Origin of the sequence: Flavobacterium sp. J372, assembly GCF_024699965.1 — a bacterium.
GTDB lineage: Bacteria > Bacteroidota > Bacteroidia > Flavobacteriales > Flavobacteriaceae > Flavobacterium.
Genome location: NZ_JAJOMZ010000004.1, coordinates 456,398 through 481,577, shown reverse-complemented (window position 1 = coordinate 481,577; position 25,180 = coordinate 456,398). Strand labels below are relative to the sequence as shown.

The 25,180-nt window shown below is 45.0% G+C and carries 22 protein-coding genes and 4 pseudogenes; 12 read left to right on the top strand and 14 right to left on the bottom strand.

The features are described from left to right. Positions 1–32 precede the first annotated feature (32 nt). The 4 genes and pseudogenes from LRS05_RS02600 to LRS05_RS02585 form a co-directional block, all read right to left on the bottom strand. Positions 33–1,171: pseudogene (locus LRS05_RS02600) on the bottom strand (ATP-binding protein). Further along, positions 1,168–1,619 (bottom strand): annotated as a pseudogene (locus LRS05_RS02595) (four helix bundle protein). Before LRS05_RS02595 ends, LRS05_RS02600 begins: the two co-directional pseudogenes overlap by 4 nt. 60 nt (positions 1,620–1,679) lie before the next feature. Continuing rightward, positions 1,680–2,429, bottom strand: coding sequence for an SDR family NAD(P)-dependent oxidoreductase (locus tag LRS05_RS02590; RefSeq protein ID WP_257866892.1), 750 nt, complete (start codon positions 2,427–2,429; stop codon positions 1,680–1,682). A gap of 86 nt (positions 2,430–2,515) precedes the next feature. Then, positions 2,516–3,388 (bottom strand): aldo/keto reductase family oxidoreductase, encoded by an 873-nt coding sequence (locus LRS05_RS02585; RefSeq protein WP_374707752.1) that lies wholly within the window; start codon positions 3,386–3,388, stop codon positions 2,516–2,518. 210 nt (positions 3,389–3,598) lie between these two features. Between LRS05_RS02585 and LRS05_RS02580 the strand changes: the two genes are divergently transcribed. From LRS05_RS02580 to LRS05_RS02540, 9 genes and pseudogenes are all read left to right on the top strand, one after another. Then, the gene (locus LRS05_RS02580) at positions 3,599–4,603 is read left to right on the top strand and encodes a MoxR family ATPase (protein WP_257866890.1); all 1,005 of its coding nucleotides are present in this window, start codon (positions 3,599–3,601) and stop codon (positions 4,601–4,603) included. A gap of 95 nt (positions 4,604–4,698) precedes the next feature. After that, positions 4,699–5,564: pseudogene (locus LRS05_RS02575) on the top strand (DUF58 domain-containing protein). Between the two features lie 13 nt (positions 5,565–5,577). Beyond that, positions 5,578–6,399: a BatD family protein gene (locus LRS05_RS02570; RefSeq protein WP_257866889.1), complete on the top strand. Its 822-nt coding sequence runs from the start codon at positions 5,578–5,580 to the stop codon at positions 6,397–6,399. Next, a complete protein-coding gene (locus LRS05_RS02565; RefSeq protein ID WP_257866888.1) occupies positions 6,375–7,190 on the top strand; it encodes a hypothetical protein in 816 nt (271 codons plus the stop codon). Before LRS05_RS02570 ends, LRS05_RS02565 begins: the two co-directional genes overlap by 25 nt. Then, positions 7,190–8,194: a VWA domain-containing protein gene (locus LRS05_RS02560; RefSeq protein ID WP_257866887.1), complete on the top strand. Its 1,005-nt coding sequence runs from the start codon at positions 7,190–7,192 to the stop codon at positions 8,192–8,194. Before LRS05_RS02565 ends, LRS05_RS02560 begins: the two co-directional genes overlap by 1 nt. Beyond that, positions 8,194–9,231, top strand: coding sequence for a VWA domain-containing protein (locus LRS05_RS02555; protein WP_257866886.1), 1,038 nt, complete (start codon positions 8,194–8,196; stop codon positions 9,229–9,231). Before LRS05_RS02560 ends, LRS05_RS02555 begins: the two co-directional genes overlap by 1 nt. Beyond that, entirely contained in the window at positions 9,228–10,010 is a 783-nt protein-coding gene (locus LRS05_RS02550; RefSeq protein ID WP_257866885.1) for a tetratricopeptide repeat protein, read from the top strand. The genes LRS05_RS02555 and LRS05_RS02550 overlap by 4 nt, the downstream gene beginning before the upstream one ends. Positions 10,011–10,015: 5 nt before the next feature. Next, positions 10,016–11,740, top strand: a complete 1,725-nt coding sequence (locus tag LRS05_RS02545; protein ID WP_257866884.1) for a BatD family protein — start codon at positions 10,016–10,018, stop codon at positions 11,738–11,740. 1 nt (position 11,741) lies between these two features. Beyond that, entirely contained in the window at positions 11,742–12,515 is a 774-nt protein-coding gene (locus LRS05_RS02540; protein WP_257866883.1) for an SH3 domain-containing protein, read from the top strand. A gap of 1 nt (position 12,516) precedes the next feature. On the opposite strand, the gene LRS05_RS02535 is transcribed toward LRS05_RS02540, so the two are convergent. After that, positions 12,517–13,017 carry a CvpA family protein gene (locus LRS05_RS02535; protein WP_257866882.1) on the bottom strand — a complete coding sequence of 167 codons (501 nt, stop codon included), beginning with the start codon at positions 13,015–13,017 and terminating at the stop codon, positions 12,517–12,519. Between the two features lie 64 nt (positions 13,018–13,081). Here LRS05_RS02535 and LRS05_RS02530 point away from each other — a divergent pair, with 64 nt between their 5' ends. Then, on the top strand, positions 13,082–13,438 hold the full coding sequence (locus tag LRS05_RS02530; protein ID WP_257866881.1) for a hypothetical protein: 357 nt from the start codon (positions 13,082–13,084) through the stop codon (positions 13,436–13,438). A gap of 73 nt (positions 13,439–13,511) precedes the next feature. Beyond that, positions 13,512–14,531 carry a phenylalanine--tRNA ligase subunit alpha gene (gene pheS / locus LRS05_RS02525; RefSeq protein ID WP_257866880.1) on the top strand — a complete coding sequence of 340 codons (1,020 nt, stop codon included), beginning with the start codon at positions 13,512–13,514 and terminating at the stop codon, positions 14,529–14,531. Positions 14,532–14,561: 30 nt separating this feature from the next. Here pheS and LRS05_RS02520 read toward each other — a convergent pair whose 3' ends face one another. After that, positions 14,562–15,050, bottom strand: a complete 489-nt coding sequence (locus LRS05_RS02520; RefSeq protein WP_257866879.1) for a copper resistance protein NlpE — start codon at positions 15,048–15,050, stop codon at positions 14,562–14,564. A gap of 50 nt (positions 15,051–15,100) precedes the next feature. Here LRS05_RS02520 and LRS05_RS02515 point away from each other — a divergent pair, with 50 nt between their 5' ends. After that, positions 15,101–15,508 carry a hypothetical protein gene (locus LRS05_RS02515; RefSeq protein ID WP_257866878.1) on the top strand — a complete coding sequence of 136 codons (408 nt, stop codon included), beginning with the start codon at positions 15,101–15,103 and terminating at the stop codon, positions 15,506–15,508. Positions 15,509–15,675: 167 nt separating this feature from the next. Here LRS05_RS02515 and LRS05_RS02510 read toward each other — a convergent pair whose 3' ends face one another. The 8 genes and pseudogenes from LRS05_RS02510 to LRS05_RS02475 form a co-directional block, all read right to left on the bottom strand. Continuing rightward, complete coding sequence (locus LRS05_RS02510; RefSeq protein ID WP_257866877.1) at positions 15,676–16,659, bottom strand: TerC/Alx family metal homeostasis membrane protein; 984 nt, start codon at positions 16,657–16,659, stop codon at positions 15,676–15,678. A gap of 4 nt (positions 16,660–16,663) precedes the next feature. After that, a complete protein-coding gene (locus tag LRS05_RS02505) occupies positions 16,664–17,659 on the bottom strand; it encodes an NAD(P)H-dependent glycerol-3-phosphate dehydrogenase (protein WP_257866876.1) in 996 nt (331 codons plus the stop codon). 289 nt (positions 17,660–17,948) lie between these two features. Beyond that, positions 17,949–18,530 carry a nicotinate (nicotinamide) nucleotide adenylyltransferase gene (gene nadD / locus LRS05_RS02500; protein ID WP_257866875.1) on the bottom strand — a complete coding sequence of 194 codons (582 nt, stop codon included), beginning with the start codon at positions 18,528–18,530 and terminating at the stop codon, positions 17,949–17,951. 4 nt (positions 18,531–18,534) lie between these two features. Then, positions 18,535–19,103 (bottom strand): annotated as a pseudogene (gmk, locus tag LRS05_RS02495) (guanylate kinase). 82 nt (positions 19,104–19,185) lie between these two features. Next, on the bottom strand, positions 19,186–20,046 hold the full coding sequence (locus LRS05_RS02490) for a YicC/YloC family endoribonuclease (protein ID WP_257866874.1): 861 nt from the start codon (positions 20,044–20,046) through the stop codon (positions 19,186–19,188). A 46-nt stretch (positions 20,047–20,092) separates the two neighbouring features. Continuing rightward, positions 20,093–20,455: an arsenate reductase family protein gene (locus tag LRS05_RS02485; protein ID WP_257866873.1), complete on the bottom strand. Its 363-nt coding sequence runs from the start codon at positions 20,453–20,455 to the stop codon at positions 20,093–20,095. Between the two features lie 149 nt (positions 20,456–20,604). Next, on the bottom strand, positions 20,605–22,023 hold the full coding sequence (locus LRS05_RS02480; protein ID WP_257866872.1) for an efflux transporter outer membrane subunit: 1,419 nt from the start codon (positions 22,021–22,023) through the stop codon (positions 20,605–20,607). Position 22,024: 1 nt separating this feature from the next. After that, positions 22,025–25,177 (bottom strand): efflux RND transporter permease subunit, encoded by a 3,153-nt coding sequence (locus tag LRS05_RS02475; protein ID WP_257866871.1) that lies wholly within the window; start codon positions 25,175–25,177, stop codon positions 22,025–22,027. Between the last annotated feature and the right edge of the window lie 3 nt (positions 25,178–25,180).

The window sequence follows — 25,180 nt, the reverse complement described above, 5'->3', positions numbered from 1 at the left end:
AATATCAGAAATAAATATTACAGAATTGTAAACTATGCATACTTCATCTTCCGCAGTACCCGCATGGCTTCTTTAAAGGAAATGTATACGGTGGGATTAGTGTAACTCTTTAGTAAAGATTTAGCATCGGCCAGTTTTTGTTTTGCATCAGTAAACCCATTAAGGAAACAAAGCATAAGTGTAGATGGCAGGTTTTCAAGGTCTTTATGTTCGCGCGGAGATAATGCCAAACCTTTTGCCAGTTTTTCTAATAGCGCAAGATTGGCGTTATAAATGTGGTGCATCATCTTGCGGTTGTACTGAGGCGGGTCAAACAACAGCGTAGAGTTTATCCGGTAATCACCATTGTCCTGAAAACTGATAGTCACTTCTTCCAGCGGGTAGTAACTGGTTTTGTCATTCAGGCCGAGTGCGACATACTCTGTAATCACAAAACTGTCTTCATCATACTTTATGCTCACTTCATCAAGCGTAGAATAGAATAGTTTCACCTGTTCATTGATAAGCTCTATGTCGACCCGCGAAAAATATGTCTGGCCCTTCACCACTTTCTTATGCCCGGCCCAGCACACCACAAACAGTTCTTTGAAAACCTTGTGTTTTGCAGTCATGTCTTTGTGCCGGTTATTGATGAAGTCCAGCACGCCGTCAAGCGTATGGGCAATGCTGTTGCGGGAACTGTTTTCAATCTCCGCAACGGTATCAGCGTTTCCCGGAATTGCATCAGGGAGAACATCAACCGGAATAGAATTGCTTCCGCGCCTGTAAAAGCTCATACCTGCATGTATGGTATAAATATTTTTTTGAAAGATGAAGGCCGTGCATCAGGATGAATTGTCACCAGGCCTATAACCCTGTCTTTCGGCAGGCTGGGGAAGGGGACGTTCTCGTACTGGATTGTCGGCGGGTTATCTAAAAAGGCATTTACCAGGTTCTGTATGCGGCTGTCATCGTAGAAATCTGTCCCGGTTATCTCATTGTCATGGTCTTCCACACCAACAACAATGTAGGAGTTGTTAGAAGGATTGCTGTTTGAGAGCGCACAAATATGCTTCACAAATTTGGCCTTACCTTCTTTTGTGTGTAGGTTTAGTTGGCGTTTCTTGTCATAAAAAGTACCCTCATCATTGTGAGCAAGCAGATTCTTGATAAGAAGCCGTTTGTTGATCATGGTTGTTGCGGGTTGCGGGTTTCGGGTTGCGCGTTGGGACCAGCCTGTAAAGTTCCGGGATTACTGAATTTGCTGCCTTTGTAGTTAGCTGAATTGAGGTAAGAAATAAAGGAACCGAGTTTACTATTTGCAGTGTCAGCCTTTGCAACTATTTCTTCAAATTCCAGTTGAGAGATATGATTGCGGTCTAAAGCCCTATATAATTGTGACTTTACTTCTCCACATGAACCTTTAGCAATACTGAGGAATTGAATAAACTCTCTATTGCCATTTCTCTCAAAACCTTCGGCAATATTATCCATCACTGAACCTGAAGAGCGGCTTATCTGATTTTTTAACTCGAAATCTTTGCTAAGTGAAGTTGCTCAATCAATCGCCAAATATCAACGCTTATTTCCCTGGCAAGCTGCCAAACCTCTAAATCTTCAAATCTTTGAATTTTAGCCATAAAATTTGATTAGTTATTTGTCTTCTTTTACTTCGCAACCCGCAACCCGCAGCCCGCAACTCAAAACTTTTTTATCTGTGTTGCACTCGCCTGAGCCGTTGGTAATACCAGTAAATCAGCAATATTTACATGGTAAGGGCGGGTCACGACAAACGTTATGATATCGGCAATATCTTCGGGCTTGAGCGGTTCAAAGCCTTTGTAAACATTGGCAGCACGTTCGGTGTCACCTTTAAACCTCACCTCACTGAACTCGGTATTAACCGCACCCGGATTAATAGCGCCAACGCGTATGCCGTACTGGTTCAGGTCCATTCGCATACCCTGGTTCAGCGCGTCAACAGCGTGTTTGGTAGCGCAGTACACGTTACCGTTGGGGTACACTTCTTTGCCTGCAACCGAGCCTATGTTGATGATGTGTCCGCTTTTGCGCTCTACCATCCCCGGTATAACAGCCTGAGAAACATACAGCAAGCCTTTCAGGTTGATGTCGATCATCATGTCCCAGTCGGCTACATCACCGCTTTCAATCGGGTCAAGGCCATGGGCATTGCCGGCATTGTTTACAAGGATATCAATGTTCTTCAGCTCATCGGGAATAGAAGCAATGGCTTCGTTGGTAGAGTTCTTGCTGCGAACGTCAAAGTTTAGCGTGTGTACCATGGTGAGTGGAGAAAGCTCGTCCTGAACTTCAGCAAGCCTGTCATCTCGGCGCCCGCACAGGATAAGGCGGAAATGATTCTTGGCGAAATACCGCGCCGTCGCCCTGCCAATACCGCTGGTAGCACCTGTAATTAAAGCTGTTTTCATTTTATTTCTGTAAGGTTTAAATGTTTAATGTTCAAAATGTTTTGAGTGGAACTTTTCAACTTTATCACTTTTAACTTTCCAACTCATTAAGGCACTTTTTCGCCCATACTTTCCGTCCAGATTGCGAACCAGTCTTCAAGATCAAGCCGTAAATCTTTGGCTTTCATCTGATTGATGAGCCTTTCGGCTTTTATAGAACCACTCACAGGGATAATACCTGCCGGGTGCTGCATAATCCAGGCAAACAAAATAACATCGGCCGGCCTTTCATATTTTGCTACAAGATCAATCAGAAGTTTGTTAAGGCGCTGGGTTTGTGGCGTATCATGTTTGAAAACCGAACCTACCGGGCTCCATGCCATCGGTTTTATATTGTTAACCTGCATATAGTCAAGGCTTCCGTCGAGCATTGGGGTATATGCCGTTGCCGAAAACTCTATCTGGTTAACATCAACTTTAGTACGCGAGCGTATTAAATCGGTCTGGCTGTTGGTGAAATTACTCACCCCAAAACTCCTGATTTTTCCTGAGCTTTTCAGCTTTTCAACAGCTTCGGCAATTTCGTCAGGCTGCATGAGAGGGCTCGGCCTATGCAGCAACAGCAGGTCTAAGTATTCAGTTTTCAGGTTTTTAAGGGAGTTTTCTGCCGACCAGATAATGTAATTCTTCGAGTAATCATAATGCTTTACTTTGTTCGGCCTGCTGCCAACTGTATGTTGTATTCCGCATTTTGAAATAAGCTGGATGGCATCTCGGGCAATTCCGCTTTGGGCAAAGGCAGCGCCAAATTCGGCCTCGGTAGTGTAGCCGCCGTAAATATCGGCATGGTCAAACGTCGTGATTCCATTGTTTACGCAGGTTTGCATTAAATCTGCCATCTGGGCTGTGGTGAAATTAGCCTGCCATGCGCCCCAGTTCATACAGCCGGCAATTATCGGCGAAAAATTTATTTCCATCAATTAAAAAAGGTATTCAAAATAATTTATCTGTAAACTTTCCGTTGTTAAAACGGTGCCGTTAAAAATAGCAAAAATACTTGTCGCCAGCGTAAACCCCAGTGCAGTAAAATTATTTCTTTAACAATACATTAACAGCGCACGTATAAAGTTTATCAATGGATTGTCAGTATCAAAAAACCTTAGTAAATTCACACTCCAAAATAGAAAACAATGGAACAAAATACTTCCGCAATAAACATACAGGCCATCAATGAAAAAATAGAACGCGAAAGCGCTTTTGTTGACCTCCTGACAATGGAGATGAACAAAGTGATTGTTGGCCAAAAAACCATGATAGAAAGGTTGCTTATCGGCCTGCTCGGGCAAGGGCACATTTTGCTTGAGGGTGTCCCCGGGCTTGCCAAAACGCTTGCCATCAATACACTAAGCCAGGCAGTGCATGGCAGCTTCAGCCGCATCCAGTTCACGCCCGATTTGCTGCCGGCAGACGTGGTTGGTACCATGATATACAACATAAAGCAAAACGAGTTTTCCATAAAGAAAGGGCCAATCTTCGCCAACTTCGTATTGGCCGATGAGATTAACCGTGCTCCGGCCAAAGTACAATCGGCATTACTTGAAGCCATGCAGGAAAAGCAGGTAACCATTGGCGAGCAGACCTTTAAGCTGGAGCGCCCGTTTCTGGTAATGGCAACGCAAAACCCGGTAGAGCAGGAGGGAACGTATCCGTTGCCGGAAGCGCAGGTAGACCGTTTCATGCTGAAGACGGTTATCGATTACCCTAAAATGGATGAAGAGCGCCTGGTAATCCGCCAGAACCTGAAGGGCAGCCACGCCACGGTAAATCAGGTAGCATCGCTGGAGCAGATAGCCCGCGCGCAGCAGGCAGTGCGCGAGGTGTACATGGACGAAAAAATAGAAAAATATATACTGGACCTGGTATTCGCCACCCGTTTCCCTGAGCAGTACAAGCTGGAGAAAGTAAAGCCGCTCATCAGTTTCGGCGCATCGCCAAGGGGTAGCATCAACCTGGCCATGGCGGCAAAATGCCATGCCTTCATCAAGCGCAGGGGCTTCGTAATCCCTGAAGATGTTCGAGCCGTGGTGTATGATGTGCTTCGCCACCGTGTGGGTGTAACCTATGAGGCAGAGGCTGAAAACATCACATCGGTTGATATCATCAACAAGATTGTGAATGAGGTTGAGGTGCCATAGTTAAAAGTTAGAAAGTTGAAAGTTTAAAAGTTGGACGGTCACCGTTCATCGCGAAGAACTTTCAAACATTACAACTTTCAACATTCAAACAAAAAATGGATACAAAAGAACTTTTAAAGAAAGTACGCAAGATAGAGATTAAGACGCGGCGGCTTAGTGACCACGTGTTTTCGGGCGAGTACCATACTTCGTTCAAGGGGCGCGGTATGACCTTTAGCGAAGTGCGCCAGTACCAGTTTGGCGATGACGTAAGGGCCATAGACTGGAATGTGACCGCGCGCTACAATGAGCCGTACGTAAAAGTTTTTGAGGAAGAGCGCGAACTCTCTATGATGCTGATGGTAGATGTGAGCGGCAGTGAGAGTTTCGGTACGCAAAACGGGTTTAAGAAAGATATCATTACCGAGATTGCTGCAACCATGGCTTTTTCGGCAACACAGAATAATGACAAGATAGGGCTGCTGCTGTTCAGTGACATCATAGAGCTGTACATCCCGCCGAAGAAAGGAAAATCACATGTGCTGCGCATTATCCGTGAGCTTTTGGAATTTACGCCGAAGAGCAAAAAAACCGACCTGGCGCAGGCATTACAATTTTTGAGCGGTACGCAAAAGAAAAAGCAATCGTATTCCTGATAAGTGATTTTATGGCGACAGGCTATGAGCATACACTTAAGATTGCGGCGAAAAGACATGATATAACCGGCGTGCGCGTGTACGACATCCGTGAGGAAAAGATGCCTGACGTGGGACTTGTGCCAATGGCTGACGCTGAAACCGGCGAGACTATGATGGTTGACACTGGCAGCAAATCAGTCCGCCTTAATTATGAAAAGTACTACCGCGATATGGTGCAGAACTTTAAGGAAACCTTTAGCCGGAGTGGTGCCGGAACGGTGAGCGTGCGCACAGATGAATCTTACGTAACCAAATTGTTAGGCTACTTTAAGGCACGGGCCTGATGAATTTTTGAGAATGTATAAACTGAAGACACTATATATCTTATTGGCAATGCTGGCGGGTTTTGTATCCTATGCCCAGCAAAACGGCGTTACCGCAACGCTTGATAAAGACACCATAAAAATAGGGGCACAGGCTAATCTTACAATCAAAGCTACCGTAAACAGCAACACAAAAGTCAATTTCCCGACAGGAAAATCTTTCGGTATGCTCGAAGTGCTTGAGGCTTACCCGACAGATACCGTGAAGAAAGGTGCACTGCTGGAACTATCTAAAAAGTATGGCATCACTCAGTTCGATCCCGGTAAATACACCATCCCGCCGCTTACGGTTGTCATCGGTAAAAAGCTTGTCGATACAAAGCCCGTTACCCTTGAAGTTAAGGATGTTGTTGTTGATACGCTGAAGCAGAAGATGTATGACATAAAGCCTGTAATTGCCGGGCCTGCACCAAGCCTTTGGTGGCTGTATGTGCTGATTGCGATTGCCGTTGGCGTGTTGGGATACTTCGGGTGGAAATGGTATAAGAAAAGAAAACCAAGGCAGAAGAAAGGCGAGGTAATAATCGAACTTTCGCCAATTGAAAAAGCAACAACTCATTTACAGGAGCTGGAACAAAAGTCGTTGCTTCAAAAAGGCGCGGTAAAAGAATACTACAGTGAGCTGACTGATATTGCCCGTACTTACATTGAAGAGGCCATTGAAATCCCGGCGATGGAGAGCACTACAGGCGAGCTCATCGAGGCGATGCAGAAAACTACGCAAAAGAAAAAATCCGGCTTTCGGAAGAAATATTTGCAAAGCTTGAAAAGGTGCTGCGTACAGCTGACATGGTGAAATTTGCGAAGGCTATTCCGCCTGAAAATACCATTGCGGAAGACAGGCAGACGATAGAACAGAGCATCATCATCATTGAAAAAGCCATTCCGGTTGATGTAATCGATGAGGAAGATAAAATGGCTATGGCGCTTCGCGAAAAACAGCTGCGCGATGCAAAACGCAGGAAGATTTACACCGGCATCGGCATAGCAGCATTCCTGTTGCTATTAGTTGGTGTGTTCTTCGGAGGCAGGTACATAAGGGATAATTACATAGGTAACACAACCCAGGAACTGCTTGAGGGCGAGTGGGTGAAGAGTGAATACGGTGTGCCGGGAATAGTAATGGAAACCCCGAAAGTACTCTTGCGCGAAGATGCCAAGAAGATTTTGCCGAAAGAAATCATTGAGAAAAACAAGGAAACAGCAGTATTTGCGTTCGGCACTGCAAAAGGCGATTTTGTTATCAGTGCAACCACCATGCTGTACAAGCAGCCGGGTGATGCTGATTTGGCACAAGCGTTTGATAGTACCGTGCAATTATGGGAGAAACAAGGTATGACAAATATCTCGGTTAAGCAGGATCCCTTTACAGTTAAAGATGGCACTCAGGGGCTTAAGGCTACCGGGACAATGCGCTACCCTGCGCAGGGTGATGATGAAGGCGGCAGGGTGTATTATGAAGCGATTTATTATAAGCAGCCTAATGGCCTGCAGCAGGTTATCATGATGCACCGCGAAGGTGATGCCGCCGGAGCTGAAATAGTGAAGAGGATAAGAGAATCGATAGAATTTAAGAAACTTAACTGATGGGCGGCATATCATTTTTAAATCCTGCTTTCTTCTGGCTGTTGCTGCTTATCCCGGCAATAGTTGCCTGGCGTTTTATAAAGAAAGGCCGGAATCGCGCTGTGCTTAATGTAAGTTCGGTACAGGGGTTTAAGGCATCACCTTCTTTACGGATGAGGCTGTATCCTGCCTTGTTCTGGATGCGTATCGCTGCAATGGTATTCATGATAATAGCGCTGGCAAGGCCGAGGACTATGGACCCCGACAGCCGTTCGCGCAAACTGGAAGGGATAGATATTGTTATGGCAATTGACGTTTCGGGCAGTATGCTGGCGCGCGACCTGAAACCCGACAGGCTCACGGCCCTAAAAGAAGTGGCGGCCGACTTTACAGATGCCCGAAGAAATGACCGTATAGGCTTGGTATTATACGCTGCTGAAAGCTACACGCGTACGCCGATTACCAGTGATAAAGCATTGCTAAAGGAAGCGATACGCTCTATCAGGTTTGACAATACAATATTAAAAGACGGTACGGCAATAGGCATGGGCCTGGCAACGGCAGTAAACCGTATAAAAGACAGCAAGGCCAAAAGCAAGGTGATAATTTTGCTTACAGATGGTGTGAACAATGCCGGAACGATAGAGCCGCTTACAGCAGCCGGCCTGGCAAAGGAGTTCAATATTAAAGTATATACCATCGGCATCGGGACTAATGGCAACGCTGAGTTCCCTTACGCTTTGGGCCCGGATGGGAAGCTGCGCTACCAGATGCAGCCGGTAAAGATTGATGAAGAAATATTAAAAGGCATTGCCAAGCAGACCGGCGGGCAGTACTTCCGCGCAACGGATAACAGCAGCCTGAAAAGCATTTATGCAGATATAAATAAACTGGAAACTACGGAACTTGATGATATACGCTACTATAGCTATACCGAATGGTTCAGGCCGTTTGTGTTCCTGGCGCTGGGCCTGCTGCTCTTAGAAGCACTAGCGCGTAAAACCTTATACAGAAGCTTTATATAATGTACGAACTGGATAAGCCCATATACCTCTACCTTTTAGCGCTCGTGCCGGTGCTCGTGGCCCTGTACCTGTATGAAGTGTACTGGCGCCGCAAGAAGCAAAGAGAATTTGGCAATGCAGAGCTGGTTGAGAAACTGGCGCCGGAGCGTTCGGTTTTCAAGCAGGCGCTTAAGTGGGCAGTGTTGCTTTTGGCAATAACCTGTGTGATAATAGCCATCGTAAACCCTAAAATCGGCACAAAGGTTGAGACCGTGAAGCGTGAGGGTATTGACATTGTATTTGCAATGGATGTATCGAAAAGTATGCTGGCCGAAGATATGGCCCCGAGCCGCCTTGAACGCAGCAAGCAGATAGTGTCTCAAATAATAAACGGCCTTGGCAGCGACAGGATAGGTATAGTGGGTTATGCCGGTGCAGCCTACCCGGTACTGCCAATAACGACAGACTATGGCGTAGCGAAGATGTTCCTCGAGGGGGTGAATACCGATATTGTGTCGTCTCAGGGGACTGCTATTGGCGCGGCGATTGATATGGCCATAACCTTTTTTGATGACCCTGACAGCAGCAAGCTCATTATCCTTCTTTCGGACGGTGAAGACCACGGTGAAGACAGTATCTCTGCGGCTGAACGTGCGAAGGAAAAAGGCATTAAAATTATTACTGTAGGCTTAGGGACAACCAAGGGTGGTCCTATCCCGATGCGCCGCAACGGCATCATCTACAGCTACAAGCAGGACAGCGAAGGCAATACCGTGACAACGAAGCTTTACCCCGAGGCTCTCCAGGCGCTGGCGCAGGCCACGGGCGGAGGATATATTTCCGGGCAAAGTACCAAGGCTGTTACAGATTATGTGAAAAACACAATCAGCAGCAGCAAAAAAACCGGATTTGAATCGCGCCGCGTTGCAGAATATGATTCGCAGTACCAGTGGTTCCTGGCTGCGGCTTTGCTGTTGCTGATATTAGACTTTTTCCTGCTTGAGAGAAAGACCGCCTGGATAAAGAAGCTTAACCTGTTTAACGAAAAGGAGCAATGAAAAGACTGATGACCTACTGCCTGCTTTTCCTGACGGTTGCTGTTTTCGCCCAGGAAAAGAAAAAGGATAAAGACCCGCACCTGCCGGAAGGCAACAAGAAATTCGTAAAGAAAGAATATCCTTCTGCGGAGGCGGAGTACAGGGTGTCTTCATCCAACGCACCGACTAAATCTGCATCCGCATATAACCTGGGCAACGCCATATACAGGCAGGGTTCGCCAATTGAAGCGGCAGGTTCTTACGCAAAGGCCATTAAGAATGCAAAAACAAAGCAGCAAAAACACATGGCTTTGCACAATCTTGGCAATGTGCTTATGAAGGAGAAAGATTACCAGCGTGCCGTGGAGGCATACAAGGAAGCGTTGCGTAATAACCCTGCTGATGAACAGACGCGCTATAACTATGCCCTGGCGAAAAAGATGCTGAAAGAGAACCAGTCGCAGGGCAACAGCAAGCAGAAAGAAGGTGATGACAAGAGCCAAAACCCGAACAAAGGTGATGGTAATGACAATAAGCAAAACAGGCCTGACAGCGACCCTAACGGCCAGCAGAACGACCAGAAGCAACGCCCTGACCAGGAAAAAAGCAAAGGTGAAAATAAAGACCAGAACAAAGGCGGAGGCGGCAATGACAAAGAGCAGAAGGCAGAGCAGGGCCCGTCACAGCAGCGTATACAAAACCTGCTGGATGCTATGGATAATGAGGAGAAAAAAGTACAGGAACGCGTAAATAAAGGCAAAGTGCAGGGGCAGCCTGCAAGACAGGAAAAAGACTGGTAGCAGCAATGAAACGTTTTTTATTACTGATAGTATTATTTGTGCAGGGGTTGTACGCCCAGGTTCAGTTTACGGCTGAACCTGACAAGACCACTCTTGGCCTTGATGAGCGCCTGCGTATAGACTTTACCATGAATGGTGACGGTGATGATTTTGTGGCACCGTCATTCACGGGGTTTGATGCTTCGGGACCTATGATCAACATTAGGAACTATTGGGTTAACAACAAGCATTCGTACAGCAAGATATACACGTTTATCCTTCAACCCAGGAAGAAGGGTACGTTTACTATAGGTTCGGCATTTGTAGAGATAGACAACAAGCGTTATAAAACAGCGCCATTTAAGGTCACGGTGACAGATGCTGCGCCATCGGTGCCTGTTGTTGAGCCCGAAACCGGCGCAGGCTTGTACCTTGTGGCAGTAGTGAATAAGACCAACCCGTACGTGAATGAAGCAGTGAGCGTGGTGTACAGGCTATACGTAGGTTACCAGGCGGATGTACGGAATTATTCCATTGCAGAGACACCAAAATATAACGACTTCTGGAGCCAGCGATTGGAGAGCGACTATACCCGCGTACACACCGGCGGAATATACAAAGGGCAGGAGTACAACTATGTAGAACTGATGCCTACAGTCCTGTACCCGCAAAAGAGCGGCGCATTAGAGATTGACCCGCTTTCTCTGGAGATAATTCTGGACGTCCCAACCGGACAGGTAGATTTCTTTGGCGACCCGATTGTACGGCAGGAGAAAAAGATACTTCGTGCCGATAAGAAAATCATCAATGTAAAAGCACTGCCTGACGCTGGCAGGCCAGCGAGCTTTACGGGAGCTGTCGGCAGCTTTGATTTTAAGGTTGTACCGTCTAAAACTACCGTTTCAGGAGGGCAGGCCATTGAGCTGACATTATCCTCAGAAGGGCGTGGCAACCTGAAACTTTTCCAGCTGCCGAAGGCAATTGTTCCGGAGGGCCTTGAAGCATATGACCCGGCGCATACCGAAGAGGTTGATGTTCCGCTTTCCGGCATGCAGGGAAGAATTACCGATAAATACAGCATCATCGCACAGAAGAAAGGCAGGTATACTATTGCGCCCATTTCTTTCAGCTATTTTGACCCGGCAACAGGCAGCTACAAAACCATAACGTCAGGAGAGTTTACGGTAAATGTATTGAGCGACGCTTCCGCAGAAGACTTGGCTGCAGCTGCTTCGGCTGAAAGTAACAAACCACAGTTCAGGGCCAATGCAACGGATACGCGTTTCAGCAGGATGGATAGCGAAGACTTCTTTGGGTCGGTGTTGTTTTACGTGTTAATGGTATTGCCGTTTACTTTGATTCCGGTAATCATCATAGCTCGCCGCAGAAAAGAAGAAATTGACAGCGATATCGAAGGCAACAGGAAAAAGCAGACGAGCAAACTTGCGAAGAAATATCTTGGCGATGCAAAAGCAAACATTGGCAGCAAGGAGCTGTTTTACATCGCGCTGGAGCGTGCATTGCACAATTTCCTTCGGGCTAAGCTAAGCATTGAAACTGCCGATATGAGCAAACAGAATATCCGTGAGCTGCTGGCGTCTAAAAATGTAGATGCAGGTACTATTGATAACTTCCTGATGATTATGAATAACTGCGAGTTTGCACGTTATGCGCCATCAACCGATGCGGCCATGCAGCAGGATTATGATCTGGCGGGGACAGTAATGAACTCACTTGAAAAACAGCTGTAAAATGAAGACGTTGCTATACATATTGCTCTTGATAAGTTCAGTTTCCTTTGCTCAAGTAAGAGAGATCCCGTCAAATAATGAGCGTGATGTTTTTGAGATGGCCAATAAGCAATATGCAGCAGGCAAATATAAAGAGGCTGTGATGGGCTACGGCATTATCATTGCCGCAAAAAAGGAGTCGCCGGAACTGTATTACAATTTAGGCAATGCGTATTATAAGCTTAACGAACTCGCGCCTGCTATTTACAACTATGAGAAAGCCCTGATTCTTGACCCTGACAATGCCGATGTAAAAAATAATCTTGATTTTGCGCAACAGAAGCTGGTGGATAAAATCACGCCCTTACCAAAACCCGGCCTTAGCGGATTGGTAGAAAGCTGGGCAGGTGGCTATCATTACGACTCATGGGCTTGGGCCGCGGTAACATTTGCATTCTTGTCGCTTATCGGCTTTGCGGGTTATTATCTTCTGAAAAAGGAAAAACATAAGCGCTTGTTTTTTGCAGGGCTGTGTCTGTCGGTAGTATTGTTTATCATAAGCATCGCCTCAGCAGCATTTTTATATTCAGCAGCGATGGATGACAGCCCTGCTATAGTCTTCAGCAAAACTGTCGCTGTGAAGACTGATCCCGATACCGAGTCCGAAGATGCCTTTACCCTGCACGAAGGCACAAAAGTACAGGTTGAAGACCAAGGAATGGATTGGTGCAAAATACGCCTTGCTGACAACAGGCAAGGATGGATTGAAAGTACTGCGCTGCGGTTTTTGAGGTAGCTTACTTTTTTAACTCCCCAAACCATTCTTCCAAAGTTGGGAAGATCAGGTTCGAAACTTTCAAAATCGGGTTAAAGAAAAGCGAATTGTCCAGCGTTTCCTGTTCGGCAAATGTGTGATTGCTGTTAATCTTCAGGAAAAAGTGCAATATCACGCTAAGCATCAATACCATTTTAATGCCGCCGAACAGCCCGCCAAGCAACCGGTTTACCAATCCTAATCCTGAAAAATCAGCCAGTTTTGTAACGATTTTTGATAAAATTGAAACACCTATTACAACAGCCACAAATGTTATGATAAATGCTACGATGGCAGCATGCCTGGGATTTTCATTAATGTTTCCGCTGAACATACTCCCCACAAAACCTGAGAATTTTATCGCGATGAAGATGCCCAGCAAAAGTGAGACAACGCCTGCAAGTTCGCTAACCAAACCTTTCCAAAGGCCTTTTACGCAGCCGTAAGCAAGGAGTCCGCCCAAAATGATATCGATACCAGTCATGGCGCAAAGGTAGGCAACAGCCGTTAAATTTCAAGTTGTATCTTTGCAGGCTTAAACAAGACAAATGTCAAGAGACGAACAACTGAAAGAACGCTGGGAGCAGCTTGTTACTATATTATCTGACCGTTTTGCCGATGGTGACACGCTTGACCTTGATGCCATAATTTATCTTATAGGCGTGCAGGAACTGGGAAAATTCAACCGTAAATTCAAGAAAGACGAAAAGGTAAACCTGATGCACATAGCCATTTGCAGGCTACTGGAACCCTATGGCTACTATACCTTCGATTTTTTTGATGAAGACGGCTGGCCGCATTACACGGTAAAAGAAGAACTGCCACCGCTTAAGGCCGGTGAACAAAGCGTGCTGATGAAGGATGCCATCGTGAATTACTTCCTTGAAAAAGGACTGATAAAATAAGACGCTGCAACAATTTTTTGATGCATTTGCAAAGCGAAATCGCTAAATTTGCACCACTTTACCATAAGAAGAAATGATAGATAAGATAAAGGAATATATTGCCGAAGCCGAAGCGTTTAATGGTACATCTAAAGAAGAACTTGAAGCCTTCAGGATAAAATTCCTTGGGAAGAAAGGCCTGCTAAATGAGTTTTTTGCGGAGTTTAAGAATGTACCGAACGACCAGAAAAAGGAGTTTGGGCAGGTTATTAACACGCTTAAAAATGCGGCGCAGGATAAGGTTAATGCCATACAGGAAGCCCTTGAAAACAAGGAAGAAAGTAAAGGTGTTTACGGCGATCTTACCCGCCCGGGAGAACCCTTTCAGGTAGGGTCGCGCCACCCGATATCTATCGTTAAGAACCAGATTGTCGACATTTTCTCAAATATTGGTTTCAACGTAAGCGAAGGGCCTGAGATTGAAGATGACTGGCATAACTTCACTGCGCTTAACCTGCCAGAATACCACCCTGCGCGCGATATGCAGGACACGTTCTTCATCCAGACAAATCCTGATGTGTTGCTGCGTACGCATACATCATCAGTACAGGTGCGCTATATGGAGAATAACAAACCGCCTATCAGGACTATTTCGCCGGGGCGTGTGTTTCGTAACGAAGCAATATCGTCACGCTCGCACTGCATCTTCCACCAGATTGAAGGGTTATATATAGATAAAGATGTATCGTTTGCCGACCTTAAGCAGACGCTGCAATACTTCACTAAGGAGATGTTCGGCAAGAGCAAGATACGCCTGCGCCCTTCATACTTCCCTTTTACCGAGCCAAGTGCTGAGGTAGATGTATACTGGGGACTCAAGACTGAAACCGACTACCGTATAACGAAAGGCACCGGCTGGCTTGAAATCATGGGTTGCGGCATGGTAGACCCTAACGTACTCACCAACTGCGGAATAGATGCCACAAAATATAATGGCTTTGCCTTTGGTATGGGTATTGAGCGTATTGCTATGCTACTCTACCAAATTGGCGATATCAGGATGTTTTATGAAAATGATGTCCGCTTTCTGGAACAGTTCAAATCAAGCATATAAAAACGAATCCCGGCATTAACCGGGATTTTTTTATTTAATGGGGCGGAGGTAGTACCGTGCTTCCTCACCACCTTGCTCAGGATTGCCAAATTTATCACGCTTTATAAGCATACCGTCTTTCACTTCGAATTTAAGGTGGTCGCCTTCAGCATCAAGAGTGATCATGTTTTTGGCGCTGTCAAAATGGTAAGTCCCGTCATATACAGCTTCTTTTTCGCCTTTTCCAACCCTTTTAGAAATAAGCTTATAGGTGTTGTCGCCACTTACTGTTATAAGGGTAAAGATGCCTTTGCAATCGCCACAGGGCAATACACCGGAATATTTACCGTGCCATGAGGCTGTCTTTACTATAGGTATTGCAGGTTTTTTTACCGGTGCGGTTGTATTAGCTGTTTCGGTAGTATCAGCAAATGTTGTTGCATCAGCATCAGTTGTTTGGCTGCCGCCCGATTTTTCCTCATTTTTGCAGGCTGTTAGCAATGTTATTGCAGCAATGCATAAAATATGCGGTAGTTTCATTGTAAATCTTTATTTAGGTTTAGCTATGTTTAAAGTTTAAAACAAAGAAAATGAAAAAAGATATAATAATCCCAAAAGTCGAAAATGTTTATGTAGCTGCCCTTCAGGAATGGAATGATGATTTCATGGAAAAGACATGGTATGCCTACCTGATAAATGACAGTTATGAAAAGCTGGAGACGGTTATAGTGGTATCAAACGCATCAGGAATCCTTAATGGTGAAGAACGCAAAACCAGCATGCTGCGCCATGCATTTGTAGAAGTTTTGCCCGAGACAGCTGTAAAGATTGAAATGATTGAAGAGAGTGTACTGGCGCTTGATAACAGTTTCATGGTGACATTCTTTAAAGGGAATACGCTTTATGACAAGAACTTTATCTTTAAAGCAGGAACGATTAGCGAAGGTAATGTAACTGAAATCCCGGTTATCTTTAAAGATGGTATATTGGTGAAATAATACCTAAAACAGACAAAAAAGCCAACTGATAAGGTTGGCTTTTTTAATGCTGATTCCGCTTTGATGGGTTGATTACTCCCGGCGGAAAGTGTTTTTGATTGTGATTGATATAAGGTAGACGCATGCAAAGCCAAAAAGGTTGCATGGCAGTGAAAAAACATAGAAATTTATTGTTTCTGCTTTTCAGGGAATAGCAGTGACGCAGCCACGGCAAGCAATAAAACTCCGCCTACAACTATTAGTGAAGTTGGTGAAGAAATGTGGTAAAACGGGTTTATGAGCATCTTTATACCTATAAATGCAAGGATAATGGCAAGGCCATACTTTAGCCTGCTGAACATATGCATAAAATTAGCCAGCAGGAAATACAACGCCCTTAGGCCAAGTATGGCAAATATGTTGGAGGTGTAAAGTATGAAAGGGTCGTTTGGCGCTATAGCAAAAATTGCGGGTATAGAGTCAACAGCAAAAATCAGGTCGGTAAACTCAATTACAGCGACAACCACAAGCAAAGGCGTTGCCATGAGTTCACCATTAATTTTTATAAAAAAGCGGCTGCCTTCATAATTCTTGGTAACCTTGAAAAATTTATAAATGAGGCGTGCTCCCGGGCTCTTAGAGAAATCTTTTTCCTCGTCGTCATCGTCATTGGCAAACCACGATTTTATACCCGCAAATACAAGGAAAAGCCCGAATATTGATAGTACAGCATTAATGCGCACATTATATCCGAAGATATTCATCGTTGGCAGGTAGGTCATGTTGATAAGCTCAACCCCTGTAAAAATAAATATGGCACGGAACAGCAGTGCACCAATAATTCCCCAAAATAATACCTTATGGTGCAGATGCTTCGGGACATTAAAAAACCCAAAAACAAGAATGAACACAAAGAGGTTATCTACAGACAGCGCCTTTTCTATCCAATAGGCGCTTTGGAATTGAGTAAATTGTTCAAAGCCCAAAAAATAATAAATTACCCCGCTGAAAATCATTGCCAGCGATATCCAGACCACACTCCAGGCAAGGGCTTCTTTGTTTGAAACCACATGGCTGTGCTTGTTAAACACACCAAGGTCCAGCAGTAGCATTACAATAACTATAATGCCAAAAGCAAGCAGTACGCCCGGGTGGTTTATAAGGTGGTCCATAGTATTAGTCCAGTTTTTCGGTTAGTTTGCTGAATACTGATTTTGCATCTTTGCCTTCATAAAGTACATCGTGTACAGCGTCTATTATTGGCGTTTTAGCGCCATACTCTTTGTTGAGCTTATAGGCGCTTTTGGTGGCATAGTAGCCTTCAGCCACCATACTCATCTCCATCATGGCAGATTTAACGGTATAGCCTTTGCCAATCATATTGCCAAACATCCTGTTGCGTGAGAATACAGAATAACCCGTCACCAGCAAATCGCCCAGATAGGCAGAGTTGTTGATGTTACGCTTCATCTTATGCACTTTTCTTATAAACTTCTTCATCTCGCGTATGGCATTGCTCATAAGTAGCGCCTGGAAATTATCACCATAGCCAAGGCCGTGTGCAATACCCGCTGCAATGGCATAGATATTCTTAAGCATGGCAGCATATTCTGTACCTACAATATCATCAGTAATCTTAGTGCGTATGTAATAACTGTTGAGGTGCTTACCCATAATCTTTGCCTTTTTCTCATTACCGCAGGCAATGGTAAGATAGCTAAGCTTTTCAAGGGCAACCTCTTCTGCGTGGCATGGGCCGGTTATTACGCCGATATTATCATACGGGATGTCATACCTCTCATGAAAATGCTCACCCACAATCAGGCTGGTTTCGGGCACTATGCCTTTTATTGCCGAAAAAATTATCTTACCGTCAAGGCTTGCAGTAAGTTTCTCGAGCTCACCGCTTAAAAATGCTGATGGTATTGCAAAGATGATATAGTCAGCATAGGCTACGGCTTCATTCAGGTCGCTTGTAAGCCTCAGCTTTTTAGTGTCAAATTCAACAGAGCTCAGGTAATTGGGGTTGTGCTTTTGCAGCTTTATATGTTCAATGGCATCATTATTCCTCATGTACCATGCAATTTCAGGTACATTTACACACAGCATTTTAGCGATTGCCGTTGCCCAGCTTCCGCCGCCTATCACTGCGAACTTAGGAGTTTCGTTCATGTCGTTCTATCCGGTTTTTTGAAGTCCAAAAGTACTTAAAATTGTAAGAATGGCAATCAATCACACCATATACTGCAACAAATGTTAATTTTTCACCGGCACATACTTTAACTGTAAAATCACCGTTGTAGTTATGAATCAATTCCACATACGATTACATTCAGGTTAGTTAAAATTTTTGTTTTTGGTGTTTTTAAAAGGCATTGGGAATCTTCCTCAATGCCTTTTATCTTTACCAAAGATACTGAATGCGCCGGGCTGAAATTGTAAAGTAGTGTTAATCTGAAATTTATTTCCTGTAGAAAAGGTTATGCTCCAGGTATTGCCACACTTTTTCAGGCAGCAGCGGGCGGATGTTTTTTCCGGCTTTTACACAGTCACGGATAAAGGTTGACGAAATTTCCATAATCGGCGCATCAACCCTGTTAATTGAGTTATGGGCCGCGATATGTTCGTCAATCACTTCAGTATTTACACGCGGGTAAACATAAATTTTATGGTTCTGAAGGATGTGCTCATAATTTTTCCATTTATGCAATGAGTTCAGGTTGTCTTCGCCCATTATCAAAGCGTATTCATGCTGCGGGAATTTCTCCTGAAGATTTGCCAGCGTATTCACTGTATAGTTAGGCTGCGGCAGTTTAAACTCTATGTCGCTTGGCTTTAGCTTTGGGTAATCTTCCGTAGCCAGGTGAACCATCTGCAGGCGGTGGTGGTCATCAAGCAGCGTGCTTTTCTTTTTAAGCGGATTGTGCGGCGTAACTACCAGCCATATCTGGTCAAGTCCCGAAAACTCTGCCATGTGGTTAGCAATAGCAAGGTGGCCAATATGAATGGGGTTAAACGTGCCGAAGTACAATCCGATTTTCATCGTGCTATTTGCTTACGAATGTTTTTACCAGTTCATACGCTTCCTGCTTGGCCGTCTCAAGGTCATAATTCTTGATGATGGTATCAAACTGCGGCGCTGTAGCCATCTCTACCGATGCTTTTGCGATGCGCATATTTATCTTATCATCGCTTTCTGTGCTGCGGTTCTTAAGGCGAATCTTCAGCTCATCAATGCTTGGCGGCTTTACAAACACAGCCAACGTTTCTTCAGGGAATTTTTCTTGATGCGCAGGCCCCCGGCAACATCAATATCAAAAATCACATTCTTGCCCTGCGCCCAAATACGTTCAACCTCGCTTTTTAGCGTACCATAAAAATTGTCGCGGTACACTTCTTCCCATTCCACAAAATCTTCCGCTTTTATGTGTTTTTTAAATTCTTCGATAGACATGAAGTAGTAGTCCTTGCCATGCTCTTCAGTTCCTCTTGCTTCACGAGTGGCAGCCGATACCGAAAATTCAAGATTAAGTTCGGGTTGTGCCAGCAAATGCCGTACTATGGTTGTTTTTCCCGAACCCGATGGCGCCGAGAATACTATAAGTTTGCCGTTCATTTAGTTGTGTTGTTGTGTTTTTGTATTGTTTGTTGTTGTTGGTTTGTAGTTAAGTAGGCAACTATAAACAGTAAACCGTAAACTATAAAACGTTAAGCACTTGTTCTTTTATTTTTTCGAGCTCATCTTTCATCTGTACCACCAGCTTCTGCATCTTGGCGTGGTTGCTTTTAGAACCCATGGTGTTTATTTCGCGCCCCATTTCCTGGGTAATGAAGCCCAGCTTACGCCCGTTGGCCTCGGTTCCTGCAAGGGTTTCTATAAAATAGTTAAGGTGGTTTTCAAGACGGACTTTCTCTTCAGTAATATCCATCTTTTCAAGATAATAGATAAGCTCCTGCTCAAAACGGTTTTCATCTACGTTCACCTTTAGCTCCTCAATGGCGTTGTGCAGCCTGTCCTTCACGGTCTGTATACGTTCACCGTCAAGCGCTACGGTTTCATTCATCAGCGAGAGTATAGATGAAATACGCAGCAAAAATTCTTTCTCCAGCGCAACACCTTCTGTCACGCGGAAGTTATGAATGTTCTCAAGCGCCTGGTCAATCACTTTTTCAATCTCTTTCCAGTCGTCAATATCAATTTCATCACGCTCTGTTTTAAGGGCATCAGGCATACGTACCGCCATTTTCATCAGTTCCGTTTCATCCGCATCGGCAATTACCTCCTTCATTTGGTTGATGTAAGCCTTTACTATCGGCACATTTATTTTTGATGATGTCTCTTCGCCGGTAACTTCCACAAAAAGGGAAAAGTCAACCTTGCCGCGCTCCAGTTTTTGAGCAATGCGGTTGCGCAGGCCAAGCTCCATCTCGCGGAAAGCCGACGGCATGCGGACACTCAGGTCAAGCCCTTTGCTGTTGAGCGATTTTATTTCGACAGTTATTTTTTTATTGGGTAGCTGCAGTGATGCTTTGCCAAACCCTGTCATAGACTGTATCATGCAAAAATATTAAGGCTGCAAAGTTAGTGAAAAAAGAAACGGACTGTTACGCAGTATTTTGTTGCAGATGCTCAACAGCCGCCTCAACCACTTTTTTATTATTACCGATGAAAATTGAATCACCATCAACAATAACAGGGCGGCTCAAAAAGGTATAGTGTTCCAGGATCAGGTTTCTATAATCATTTTCGGTAAGCGCCTTGTCTTTAAGCCCGCGCTCTTTATACAGCGTTGCCTTCCTGCTAAACAGTGCTTCGTAGCTGCCGGCGAGCCGGTGCATTTCGGTAAGTTCAGCTTCAGTCATAGGTTGGGATTTGATTTCCCGAAGCTTAAAATTTTCTGTGTTCGGAAGTTGGGCCAGTATCTTACGGCAGGTGTCGCAGGTTTTGAGGTAGAATATTGCTTTCATGGTTCAAAGATAAAAAAAGTCGCAGTTACAGAAGCAGGGCAGTAGCGGCCTGTAAACTATAACTGCGACTAAACTATTTATCTAACATCTACACCTGCATCACTGCAAATGTGGTTTTCACGAACAAACAAGTAATCTTAAACTAACTTTTATCTCCAGCCGCCGCCTAAGGCTTTATAAAGGTTGATGATTGCTTCAAACTGCCTGTACCTGTTATCAATAAGGCTCAGTTCGGCATTAAGGGCATCATCTTTAGCTACAAGTACTTCAAGATAATTTACCATACCGTAAGTAAGTAATTCATCGCTATAGCCTGCTGCTTTTTTAAGGGCATCAACCTGGTTTTCACGTATGGTAATTTTCTTTGTCTCATTGTTATAGTTAGCCAAAGCATCGCTCACCTCACGGCCTGCATTTACAAGCGCCTGCTCAAACTGTATGTAAGCCTGCATGCGCTCAGCTTCGGCAATTTCATAACGTGTGCGTATCTGCCTTTGGTTAAATATTGGCTGGGCAATACCTGTAACTATATTGGCAAATATTGAGTTCACGCTGAACCATTCTTTGATGTCAATTGTCTGCAAACCACCTGTGGCTGTAAGCCTTAACGTTGGGTAAAATGCGGCGCGGGCTACGTTCTTTAGTTCAAACCTGTTTATCATCTCATATTCGGCAGCTACAACATCTGGCCTGTTTTTAAGCAATGAAGCAGAAAAGCCTGTCTTAATCTCCGGGTTAGGGACCTGTGCGTCAAAAGTACTGCGTGCAATAGCGTGCGGCGATTCACCTGTAAGTATACTGATGTAGTTTTCCATCAGCGTGATATTGTTCTTCAGGTCTTCAATGATAATTTCAGTAGCATACTTCTGCGCTTCGGTTTGCTTTACGCCTACTTCATTCACGGTACCGGCATCTTTCAAAGCCTTTATCGCATCTACGCTTTCGTTGCGGTTTACAAGGGTAGCCTCTGTAACTTTCAGCTGTGCATCAAGCGAAAGCAGCTGGTAATAGGCCGCAGCAATGTTGGTGATTACCTCTGTCTTTACTGCCTGGTTGGCTGCAATGCTTTGCAGGTATGCTGCATTTGCCGCGCGCTTCCCACTGCGTATGCGCCCCCATATGTCAGCTTCCCAACCCAATGTGGCGGTTAGCTGGTATTGATCAACATTTACCCTGCCGCCACCGGATGCACTGCTGAAAAGCGCTCCCAGCTGGCTGTTTTTAGACAGTTCCTGGTGTGTCCAGTCGGCTCCGGCATTTACAGTAGGGAAGTAGGCCGCCTTTGCCTGCCTCAGGCTGCTATTGGCAATAGTTATGTTCTGCATCGCGATACGGATGTCAAAATTCTTTTGCAGGCCTGTACTGATGTGCTGCTGCAAAATCGGGTCGGTAAACAGTTTGTCCCAGCTAATGTCGGCCAGTGATGCGCTATCCTGCGCTACAGCCTGTTCGCGGTACAGGTTTTCCGCCTTTACCTCAGGCCTTGTATATTCTTTTGCTGTGAAGCAGCTTTGGGCAAACAGCGCTATGGCTGCCATACCCAATATTTTATATATATTCTGTTTCATGTTATGCTACAGTATTTTCCGGTTGTTGTGTTTCAGGTTTACCCGATATCCTTTCCTGTAATGCCTTGAAGATGACGAACAATACCGGGATTACAAACACCCCGAATATCGTCCCTATAAGCATCCCGCCTACGGCGCCCATACCTATTGAGCGGTTACCTACGGCGCCTACACCACTTGCCAATGCCAGCGGAAGAAGGCCGAAGATAAAGGCGAATGAGGTCATTAAAATTGGGCGCAAACGTGCTCTTGCACCTTCAATTGCCGACTCATACAGGCTCATGCCGTGCTTGCGCCGCTGCATGGCAAACTCTACGATAAGGATGGCATTCTTGGCGAGGAGCCCTATAAGCATGATAAGCGCTACCTGGAAGTATATGTTGTTTTCAAGCCCCATGAGCTTCACAAATCCGATAGCACCTGCAATACCTACGGGAAGAGAAAGGATTACCGCAAATGGTACAAGGTAACTTTCATACTGCGCGCTCAACAGGAAGTACACGAATATCAAACTTAGAAGGAATACGCCCATTGCCTGGTCTCCCGCTATGATTTCTTCACGGGTCATACCCGAGAATTCATAGGTATAAGATTTAGGCAGGTGCTGCTCGGCAACTTCCTGTATGGCCTTGATAGCATCACCTGAGCTGAAGCCCGGGTTTGCCTTACCGTTCACGTTCACGGCTTTCAGCATGTTAAACCTTGATACTGCTTCAGGACCATATATCCTCTTGAAATCGATAAACTGGCTTATAGGTATCATCTGGTTTGATGCGTTGCGCACATATATCTTGTTGATGGATTGTTCATCAGCTCTCTCATTGGCTTCTGCCTGTATCATCACCCGGTACTGCTTACCAAAACGGTTAAAGTCAGTAGTATACAATCCGCCGTAATAGCCCTGCATAGTATTGAAAATATCACTAACCGACACGCCTGCATCTTTTGCTCTCTCCACGTTAATGTCCATCTGGTACTGCGGGAAGTTAGGGTTAAAGTTGGTCATGGCATATTGCACTTCGGGCCTTTTGGCAAGCTCGGCAAGAAACTCGTTGCTCACTTTACTTACGGTTGCCCAGTCGTCATCACCTTTGTCCTGTATCTTAAACTCAAAACCGTCAGCCGTACCAAAGCCCTGTACGCTCGGCGGGGTAAAGAACAGCATCTTGGCATCCTTAAATCCTGCTGTGCGGCCAAAAAGTTCGCCCACAATAGCATCAACACTTTGGTTGGCTTCTTTACGCTCTTTCCAGTCTTTAAGCCTGATTACCGTAAAGGCATATGCACCGCCGTTTACCCTGTTCAGAAGGCTGAAGCCCACAATGTTCATACGCGCTTCAACGGTTGGCATTGATGCAAGTACTGAGTCAAGCTGTTTTACAGTCTTTTCAGTTTTTTCAAGCGTTGTACCCGGCGGCATGGTAATATCTGCCATGATGATACCCCTGTCTTCATTCGGTATGAAACCTGCCGGGGTAGTGCTGAACAATAGCCATGTGATGCCTGCAAAAACCACGAGGGCAAGCGCAGTTATCCATTTTTTGCGGACAAGGAAGCCCAGTGAGCGGCTGTACTTGTTATTCATGGAATCGAAACCGGCATTAAATGCCGTAAAGAAACGTTCTTTCAGGTTTTTCTTCTTATGGTGATGTTCTGCATTATGCGGTTTCAGGAACAGCGCACAAAGCGCAGGGCTCAGCGTTAAAGCGTTTACTGCCGAAATAAGGATAGCAACCGCCAGTGTGATGGCAAACTGTTGGTAAAACACCCCTGAAGGCCCTGTAAGGAACGATACAGGAATAAAAACCGCAGCCATAACAAGTGTTATCGAAACAATGGCACCCGTAATTTCGCTCATGGCAGAGAGCGTTGCTTCCTTACCTGATTTTGCGCCCTCATCCAGCTTGGCGTGTACGGCTTCGACCACAACAATAGCGTCATCCACAACAATACCGATAGCAAGGATCATCGCAAAAAGTGTAAGCAGGTTTATGGAGAACCCGAAAATGTTCAGGAAGAAGAATGTACCCACAATTGCAACCGGAACGGCAATGGCCGGAACAAGTGTAGAACGAAGATCCTGAAGGAACAGGTACACCACCACGAATACGAGCAGGAATGCTTCGATAAGCGTTGATATAACCTTATCTATCGACGCATCAAGGAATGTCTTAGTATTAAATGGCACTACATACTCAATACCTTCAGGAAAGCCCGGTTTTGCTTCTTCCAGGATTGACATTACTTCATCAATGATATCGTTGGCGTTTGAGCCAGATGTCTGGAAAATACCAATGGCCACACCATCATTACCCATACCGTAATTCTTTTGCCCATAGTTGAATGCGCCGAGCTCAATCTTTGCCACATCTTTCAGGTGAAGGAAATTGCCGTTTCCGGTTGATTTTATTACGATATTCTCATACTCTTCAACCTTGCTCAGGCGACCTTTGTATTTAATCACATATTCATAGATACCTTTTGCATTTTCACCGAATTTTCCCGGTGCAGCCTCTACGTTCTGTTCTTGAAGCGCTGCCTGTATATCACTTGGCGCGATGTTATATGCCGCCATTTTAGCCGGGTCAATCCATATACGCATTGAGTAATCTTTACCACCAAATACGTTTACCTGTCCTACGCCTTTAACCCTTTGCAGTTTCGGCACCAGGTTAATCTTGGCATAGTTCTGCACAAATGTTCCGTCATATTCTTTGTTTTTTGAATAAAGCGACAGGAACATCAGTGCACTTGTCTGGCTTTTTAGTGTTGTTACACCTGTTTGAATAACAGCCTGAGGCAATTTGCTGGTAGCACGTGATACCCTGTTTTGTACGTTTACGGCAGCGATATCAGGGTTTACACCAAGCTCAAAGAATACCGAGATAGATGCCGTACCGTCATTTGCTGCGGTTGATGTCATGTAGGTCATACCCTCCACCCCGTTTATTTCTTCTTCAAGCGGAATAACAACAGAGTTAAGTACGGTAGTTGCGTTTGCCCCTGTGTACGTGGCGTTTACCTGTACTGTAGGCGGCGCGATTTCGGGGTATTGCTCTACAGGCAATGCCATAAGCCCGAGTACACCCAAAATAGTTATAAGTATTGAAATTACGGTAGAGAGTACCGGCCTTTCTATAAAAGTTTTAAGCATTTT

Bases quoted from the DNA above. Each gene is read 5' to 3' on its own strand.
- LRS05_RS02590 (WP_257866892.1), bottom strand. From the start codon at position 2,429: ATGAAAACAGCTTTAATTACAGGTGCTACCAGCGGTATTGGCAGGGCG.
- LRS05_RS02580 (WP_257866890.1), top strand. From the start codon at position 3,599: ATGGAACAAAATACTTCCGCAATAAACATACAGGCCATCAATGAAAAA.
- LRS05_RS02570 (WP_257866889.1), top strand. From the start codon at position 5,578: ATGTATAAACTGAAGACACTATATATCTTATTGGCAATGCTGGCGGGT.
- LRS05_RS02560 (WP_257866887.1), top strand. From the start codon at position 7,190: ATGGGCGGCATATCATTTTTAAATCCTGCTTTCTTCTGGCTGTTGCTG.
- LRS05_RS02555 (WP_257866886.1), top strand. From the start codon at position 8,194: ATGTACGAACTGGATAAGCCCATATACCTCTACCTTTTAGCGCTCGTG.
- LRS05_RS02550 (WP_257866885.1), top strand. From the start codon at position 9,228: ATGAAAAGACTGATGACCTACTGCCTGCTTTTCCTGACGGTTGCTGTT.
- LRS05_RS02545 (WP_257866884.1), top strand. From the start codon at position 10,016: ATGAAACGTTTTTTATTACTGATAGTATTATTTGTGCAGGGGTTGTAC.
- LRS05_RS02540 (WP_257866883.1), top strand. From the start codon at position 11,742: ATGAAGACGTTGCTATACATATTGCTCTTGATAAGTTCAGTTTCCTTT.
- LRS05_RS02535 (WP_257866882.1), bottom strand. From the start codon at position 13,017: ATGACTGGTATCGATATCATTTTGGGCGGACTCCTTGCTTACGGCTGC.
- LRS05_RS02530 (WP_257866881.1), top strand. From the start codon at position 13,082: ATGTCAAGAGACGAACAACTGAAAGAACGCTGGGAGCAGCTTGTTACT.
- pheS (WP_257866880.1), top strand. From the start codon at position 13,512: ATGATAGATAAGATAAAGGAATATATTGCCGAAGCCGAAGCGTTTAAT.
- LRS05_RS02520 (WP_257866879.1), bottom strand. From the start codon at position 15,050: ATGAAACTACCGCATATTTTATGCATTGCTGCAATAACATTGCTAACA.
- LRS05_RS02515 (WP_257866878.1), top strand. From the start codon at position 15,101: ATGAAAAAAGATATAATAATCCCAAAAGTCGAAAATGTTTATGTAGCT.
- LRS05_RS02510 (WP_257866877.1), bottom strand. From the start codon at position 16,659: ATGGACCACCTTATAAACCACCCGGGCGTACTGCTTGCTTTTGGCATT.
- LRS05_RS02505 (WP_257866876.1), bottom strand. From the start codon at position 17,659: ATGAACGAAACTCCTAAGTTCGCAGTGATAGGCGGCGGAAGCTGGGCA.
- nadD (WP_257866875.1), bottom strand. From the start codon at position 18,530: ATGAAAATCGGATTGTACTTCGGCACGTTTAACCCCATTCATATTGGC.
- LRS05_RS02490 (WP_257866874.1), bottom strand. From the start codon at position 20,046: ATGATACAGTCTATGACAGGGTTTGGCAAAGCATCACTGCAGCTACCC.
- LRS05_RS02485 (WP_257866873.1), bottom strand. From the start codon at position 20,455: ATGAAAGCAATATTCTACCTCAAAACCTGCGACACCTGCCGTAAGATA.
- LRS05_RS02480 (WP_257866872.1), bottom strand. From the start codon at position 22,023: ATGAAACAGAATATATATAAAATATTGGGTATGGCAGCCATAGCGCTG.
- LRS05_RS02475 (WP_257866871.1), bottom strand. From the start codon at position 25,177: ATGCTTAAAACTTTTATAGAAAGGCCGGTACTCTCTACCGTAATTTCA.